General features: G+C 48.1%; 4 protein-coding genes. All 4 read right to left on the bottom strand.

The annotated features are described in order from the left end of the window. The coding region (locus KDK19_RS17985) for a hypothetical protein (RefSeq protein WP_257288514.1) at positions 1 to 1,311 on the bottom strand (1,311 nt) is incomplete at its 3' end. A 126-nt stretch (positions 1,312 to 1,437) separates the two neighbouring features. Then, the gene (locus tag KDK19_RS17980; protein WP_257288515.1) at positions 1,438 to 3,624 is read right to left on the bottom strand and encodes a hypothetical protein; all 2,187 of its coding nucleotides are present in this window, start codon (positions 3,622 to 3,624) and stop codon (positions 1,438 to 1,440) included. A 128-nt stretch (positions 3,625 to 3,752) separates the two neighbouring features. Beyond that, positions 3,753 to 5,561, bottom strand: coding sequence for a hypothetical protein (locus KDK19_RS17975; protein WP_257281452.1), 1,809 nt, complete (start codon positions 5,559 to 5,561; stop codon positions 3,753 to 3,755). A 66-nt stretch (positions 5,562 to 5,627) separates the two neighbouring features. Further along, positions 5,628 to 6,051 (bottom strand): hypothetical protein (locus tag KDK19_RS17970; RefSeq protein WP_257292509.1); only part of this gene is annotated, 424 nt, incomplete at its 5' end.

The following is a 6,051-nucleotide window of genomic DNA, read 5'->3' as shown; positions in this document are numbered from 1 at the left end:
TCTTCTTTTGTGATCCTCCAAAGCTCGAACACTTTTGTAAACCTTCTCGCATGGTAGCTGCTGACCATCCTTTGTGACCAATGTCAGGTCGCAGGTTTGTGGCCCGGTGTGCTCTTTTCTTTTGTGATACAACAGAGCATTAACATTCTTGCAGACCCTGCTACATGACTGCTTTTGGCCATCCTCCCCGACCACTTTCTCGTCACAGGTTTGTTCCCCGGTGTGGCCTCCTCTATTGAGATTCGACAGGACTTTTTGGCAAAGGGTACCCCTTCTGGAAGCGAGGCAGACGAGAGGTGAAGTCCCCATTGAGGGTGTGAAATGGGTATGTGAAAAGGAAGTTTCTGTTTCTTCTGGAAGACGCTGTTTATGTAGATTGAGCAACCCGTGGATTATAATCCAGTCATCAGAGGTGATTGGCAAATTTCTGTGCATTGTCACAGCATAATTGTGGGGGCCGGGTGGTTCAGTTGTATAGACTGCCTCTGCACTTATTGAGCGTGTGGGGTTGTCTGTCGAACTTTCTTCGGAATTTAGCGGCCATTCAGCGAGCTCTCTGTCAACGATTGGTGATCGGAAACAACAAACGCCACGACAGGGAGAAATAAAACAATTTAAATCCAAAGTATGCTGAGGTTGTTGAGGGCTCCTGTTACCATCGGCTGAGTCAGAGTGCATAGGGCTGATGAAAGTGCCTGTAAGTTGGGGTTTTGCCCCTGAGACTCGCTTGCCGAATGATTCTGATAGCGATTGTGATTGTTGGTTATGTCCAGAGCCAAGCACCATATTGATGTAGGTAAAAGGATTATCCCTCCGTGTCAGCATGGATGTTGCCTCTTGTCGGCCGAACGAACTAAACGACAGTAGATTTTTATAATAGCTTTTTAAAAGCCAGCCGACAGAGACAAGCACTTCAGCAATTAGCCATGAATAAGGTTTGGCGCTCAGAGGGGCGTCTTTGTTAGTCAGGATCAGTTCGTAACCCATCAGAAGATGTGTGGCATAAAGCCATTGCCACGAAATCGACACAATAAGGTTCTTTTTTACCCCATAACCTGATTGATCATCAGGCGTCGAATCTATTCCTGCATAGTTGTTTGGATCTGCAATGTCTGACGGGTTGCCCGTTAAAGTATGCCGGGCCCGTTTTATAGAAAAGCTCTGGTTTGGAAAAGCTGCCTTCTGTTCAATCTCGACAATAAAATGTTCTGTCCAGGGTTCGGCCTGACAAACGACAGACAACAACAATGACAGCAACAGTATTAACAACAATATCAGCAGCAGTGCCGTAAAGAGTGAGTGCCTAAACATTCTATCCTTGCATTCTGTTGGGTAGACAGGAAGGATAGATCAGGATAATCAGTCTGTTTTCCTGACAAAGACCTTCTTAAAAAGCCAAAGGTTGCTACGGGGCAAAACGTCATGAAAAGTCGGGTGTTAATTATTTGATTTACCTTTTTTAGGACTGCGGTCATTATTCTGGTTCACATCAACAGGCTTGCGTTTTCGATGACATCTTTTGTGAGCCGACAGGGCTTTAGTATTCTTGAAGATCTTCCCACATGACCGCTGCAGCCCATCATCCCCAACCAGGGTACGGCTACAGGTCTGTTGTTTGCTGTGGTTGCTTCTTTTGTGATTCGACAAAGCTTGAGCATTTGTGCAAATCTTCCCGCATGGCTGCGGCTGGCCATCTTCCCCAATCACGGTTGCGTCACAGGTTTTTTGCCCGCTGTGTTGTCCGCTTTTGTGAGATGACAGAGTGGTAACATTTTTGCATAAGATCCCGCATGGCCGCGGCTGACCATCCTCCCCTACGACGGTTACGTCACAGGCTTGTTGCCCAGTGTGGTCTCTGCTTTTGTGACCCGACAGGGCTTGGGTACTCTTGCAGATTATCCCGCATGGTCGCCGTTGACCATCCTCTGTGACCACGGTCACATTGCAGGTTTGTTGCCCGCTATGGGCTTTTCGTTTGTGATCCGCCAGGAATCGGGCATTCTTGTATACCGTCCCGCACGGTCGCTGCTTCCCATCCTCTCCGGTCATGGTTACATGGCAGGTTTTTTGCCCGGTATGGTATGAACTTTTGTGAACCGACAGGGCTAAAGCATTCCCGGAAACTTTTCCGCATGGCCGTTGCTGACCATCTTTCCCGACGACTGTTATCTGACAGGTTTGTTGTCCAGTGTGCTCTCTTTTTTTGTGAGATAACAGGTCATAACTATTCTTGCAGATCCTCCCGCATGATCGCTGCTGACCATCCTTTGTGAACACGGTCAAGTCGCAGTTTTTTTGCCCGCTGTGGACTTTTCTTTTGTGCTCCGCCAGGAATCGAGCATTCTTCAAGACCATCCCGCACGGCTGTAGCTGACCATCCTCCCTGACCACAGTCAAACCACAGGTTTTTTGCCCGGTGTGGTATGAGCTTTTGTGAACCGATAGGGCCCGAGCATTTCTGCAGACTTTTCTGCATGGTTGCCGCTGGCCATTCTCCCCGACCACGGTCACGTCACAGCTTTGTTGCTCGATGTGGTCTCTTTTTTTGTGATTCGACAGGGCTCCATGGCAATGGGTAGCCTCTGCGGAAGGAAGACAATCCGATGGTAAAATCTCCATTGGGCGTGTCAAATGGGTAGGCATACAGGCAATCGTAGTTTCTTCGGGGCGATGATGGCCACGCAGATTGAGTAAGCCATCGATTATAATCCACTCATCAGAGGTGGCAGGCAAATTCAGGCGGCTTGTTACGTCATTGTTGATTGGCCCGGCAGAGTCATTTGTGCAGGCTGCCTTTGCGCTCATTGAGAGCGGAGAGTTGCCTGTTGAACATTCTCCGGCGTTCAACGGACATTCAGCGGATTCTCTGCTATAGGAAGATGGTCGGAAATTGCAAACGCCATGACAGGGAGAGACAAAACAATTTAAATCCAAAGTATGTTGAGGTTGTTGAGGGCCTCTGTTACCACTGCCAGAGTCAGTGTGCACGAGACTGGTGAAAATGCCTGTAAGTTGTGGCATTGCTCCTGAGACTTGCTCGCCGGTTGATTCTGATAGGGAGTGTGATTGTTGGTTGCGTCCAGAGCCAAGCACCATAGTGATGCAGGCAAACGGCTCATCCCCCAGTGTCAGTATGGATGTTGCTTCTTGCTGGCAGATCATAATATACGACATTGATTTTTTTTTAATATAACTTTTTAAGAGCCAGCCAACGGCAAGAACCACTTCTGCAGGTAGCCATGAAAAAGAGTTGGCGCTCAGAGGGGCGTCTTTGGTGGTCAGGATCTGTTCGTAACCCACCAACAGATGAGTGGTATAAAGCCATTGCCACGAAATCGACCCAATAAGGTTCGTTTTTTCCCTGTAAACTGCTTGGTCATCATGAAGTGAATCCATTTCTGAATAGCCGTTTGCGTTGCCAGTATCTGACGGTTTTCCTGGCAGAGTATGTCGGTCAGGTAATATAAAAAAGTTCTGGTTTAGAAACACTGCGTTGTGTTCAAGCTCGACAATAAAATGTTCACTCAACGGTTCGGCCTGACAGACGACGGGCAACAATATCAACAACAGCATTATCAGCAACAGCGGTGTTGCGAAGAGTGACTGTCTAATCATTCTATCCATGCATTCTGGTGGCTAGAGAGGGAGGATAGATCAAGAAAATAAGTCTGTTTTCTATCAAAAATCGTTTGTTAAAAGCCAAAGGTGGCACCGAGAAAAATGTCATTGAAGTCACGTACCGGATCAGATCGTTACTTATTCAATTTAGCTTTTTCAGGACTGGGGTCATCATTCCGGGTTACATCAACAGGCTTGCGTTTTCGATGAATTCTTTTGTGACTAGACAGTGATTTGGTATCATTGCAGACCTTTCCGCATGGCCGCAGCAGACCATCTTCCCCGATCACTCCTGCGTCACAGGTTTGTGGCCCGCAATGGTCTCTTTTTTTGTGATTAGACAAGGCCTGAGCATTATTACAGACCTTCCCGCATGGTCGGGGCTGGCCATCCTTTCCTATCACCGCCATGTCACAGTTTTTTTGTCCGGAGTGGTATCCGCTTTTGTGAGACGATAGGGCTTGAGCATTCTTGCTGATCTTCCCGCATGGTCGCGGCTGGCCATCCTCTCCAAACACGGTCACGTCACAAGATTTTTGTCCTGCATGATTTCTGCTTTTGTGAAGCGACAAATCTTGAACATTTTTGAAGACCGCCCCGCAAGGTCGCAGCTGACCATCCTCACTGACCACTGTTACGTTGCAGTTTTGTTGCTTGCTGTGGAATTTTCTCTTGTGATACCACAGGGTTTTAGCATTCTTACAGACGATCCCGCACCGTCGCTGCTGACCGTCATTCCTGACCAGAGGTACTTCACAGGTTTTTTGCCCGGTGTGGTATGAGCTTTTGTGAACCAATAGGGCTTCAGTATTCTTGCAGACTCTTCCAGATGGTCGCTTCAGGCCATCTTCCCTAACCAGGCTCACGTCACAGTCTTTTCGTCCGATGTCGTTTTTTCTCCTATGATTCGACAGGTCATGTTGGTAATGGGTAGCCCCTTCGGAAGGAGGGTAGCCTGAAGATGAACTCTCCATTGGACGTGTCAAATTGGAATGCGTACTGGAAAGCCCCATTTCTTCGGGAAGGCTGTGACCACGCAGATTGAGTAAACAATTGACTATAAACCAGTCGTTAGCGGTGAAAGGCAAATTCCCGTGCGCTGTCACATCATTATTGATTCGCTCTGCAGAGTCAGTGATAGGGCCAGCTTCTGCACTCATTGAGAGTGCAGGTTTGCCTGTCGAACTTTCTGCCGGGTTCAGCGGCCATTCAGTGGTTCCTCTGTCATCGGATGAAGGTCGGAAAGTACAAAAGCCATGACAGGGAAGGACGAAACAATTTAAACCCAGAGTATGTAGGGATGGTTGAGGGCCTCCGTTACCACTGCCAGAGCCAGAATACATGAGGCCAGTGAAAGAGCCAGCAAGGTGGAAGGCGTTTTCCGGGATACGCTGTCCCGATGATTCTGATGGCAGGTTAAGTGGTCGGTTATCTCCAGAGTCAGGCACCATAGTGATGGAGACAAACAGGTGATCCTGACTCACTTCTTGTTGTTCGATCGCGTTAAACGACGCTGAATAGGGGGGGCAATAGTTTTTTAAAAGCCAACCGATTATGATAACCATTTCTACAGGTAGCCATGAATAAGGGGTAGAGCTCAGAGCGGCGTCTTTGGAAGTCGGGGTCAGTTCGTAGCCCACGTACAATTGTTTGGCGTAAAGCAAACACCATGAAATTGACTCAATGATGGTTGTTTTTGCTCGGTAATCAGGTTCTTTATCAGGCGGTGAAGCCAGTCTTGCATAGCCGTATGTGTCTGCGATGCCTGATGGGTTGACTGGCAATCTATGCTGGTCACGCCTTATAAAAAAGCTCTGATTTGGAAACACTGTCTTCTGTTCAAGCTCAACAATAAAACGTTCTCTCTGCGGTTCGCCCTGACAAACGACAGCCAGCAATAATATCGGAAAAATCCGCGCCACAATGAGTGAGTGTTTAATCATTCTATCCATGTAATCTAATTTATAGGGAGGAAGGATAGATCAGCTCATTAAAAGGCGGGTTTCAGATCAGCGACTGAGGTCAACTTTTTGATCCTCATCAACAGGCTTGCGTTTTCGATGACGCCTTTTGTGAGTTAACAGGGCTCTTGCATGCTTGCAAACCGCTCCGCACGCACGCTGCTGACCATCCTTCCCCAGTACGGACATATCACAGGTTTTTTGCCCGCTGTGGTATTTGCTTTTGTGAGACGAGAAGGATTCAGCATTCTTGCAGACCTTACCGCATGGCCGCGGTTGGCCATCCGCCCCGATGATGGTTGCGTCACAGGTTTGTTGTTGACCGTGGACTTTATTTTTGTGAATCCTCAGGGCGTGAGCATTTTTGCAGACCGTCCCGCATGGCTGCGTCCGGCCATCATCCCCGACCAGGGTTACGTCACAGTTTTTTTGCCCGGAGTGTTCTCTGCTTTTGTGAGACCACAGAGCTTTA

The sequence above is a fragment of the Endozoicomonas sp. ONNA1 genome, assembly GCF_024606325.1.
Classification (GTDB): Bacteria; Pseudomonadota; Gammaproteobacteria; order Pseudomonadales; family Endozoicomonadaceae; genus Endozoicomonas_A.
Note: the sequence above shows the minus strand (reverse complement) of the source record. Positions and strands in the feature narration are given on the sequence as shown.